Origin of the sequence: Stenotrophomonas maltophilia group sp. RNC7 (assembly GCF_030910085.1) — a bacterium.
GTDB classification, from domain to species: domain Bacteria; phylum Pseudomonadota; class Gammaproteobacteria; order Xanthomonadales; family Xanthomonadaceae; genus Stenotrophomonas; species Stenotrophomonas sepilia.
In genome coordinates, this window is sequence record NZ_JAVFVN010000926.1 from 1 (window position 1) to 351 (window position 351).

Annotated in this window: 1 protein-coding gene; it reads left to right on the forward strand. The window is 37.6% G+C overall.

Annotated features, from left to right (window positions below; genetic code table 11):
- Positions 1–351, forward strand: a 351-nt coding sequence (locus tag RCF13_RS23630; protein ID WP_308141598.1) for a hypothetical protein, incomplete at both ends; no start/stop codon positions are given.

Here is a 351-nt window from a genome sequence, read left to right on the forward strand (position 1 = left end):
TAGAAGAAGCAGTTTCTACGGAGATCTCCACAGAGGTTCATAATGTAATTAGGCAGTCAGACCCAAATAACTACAATAAAAACATTCAGAACTATACAGATTTACTGATCGGGCTGAATGTACATAGTCAGCACAAGGAAGCCATTGAAGAATTGCTCCTTGGTGGATACCGATTACCAGACATTATGATTGCCTATGAGTATTTATACCATAGCTACGGCACTGTAGAGGATTTAAAAGCATTCCTAGTGCAAAAAGCACAGAGTACAGATTGGAAAACAGTTTTTACCCAATATAAACAAAATAAAGCATCCTTTGTACCGAGAGCCTTTGATTCTGATTATCTAGAAG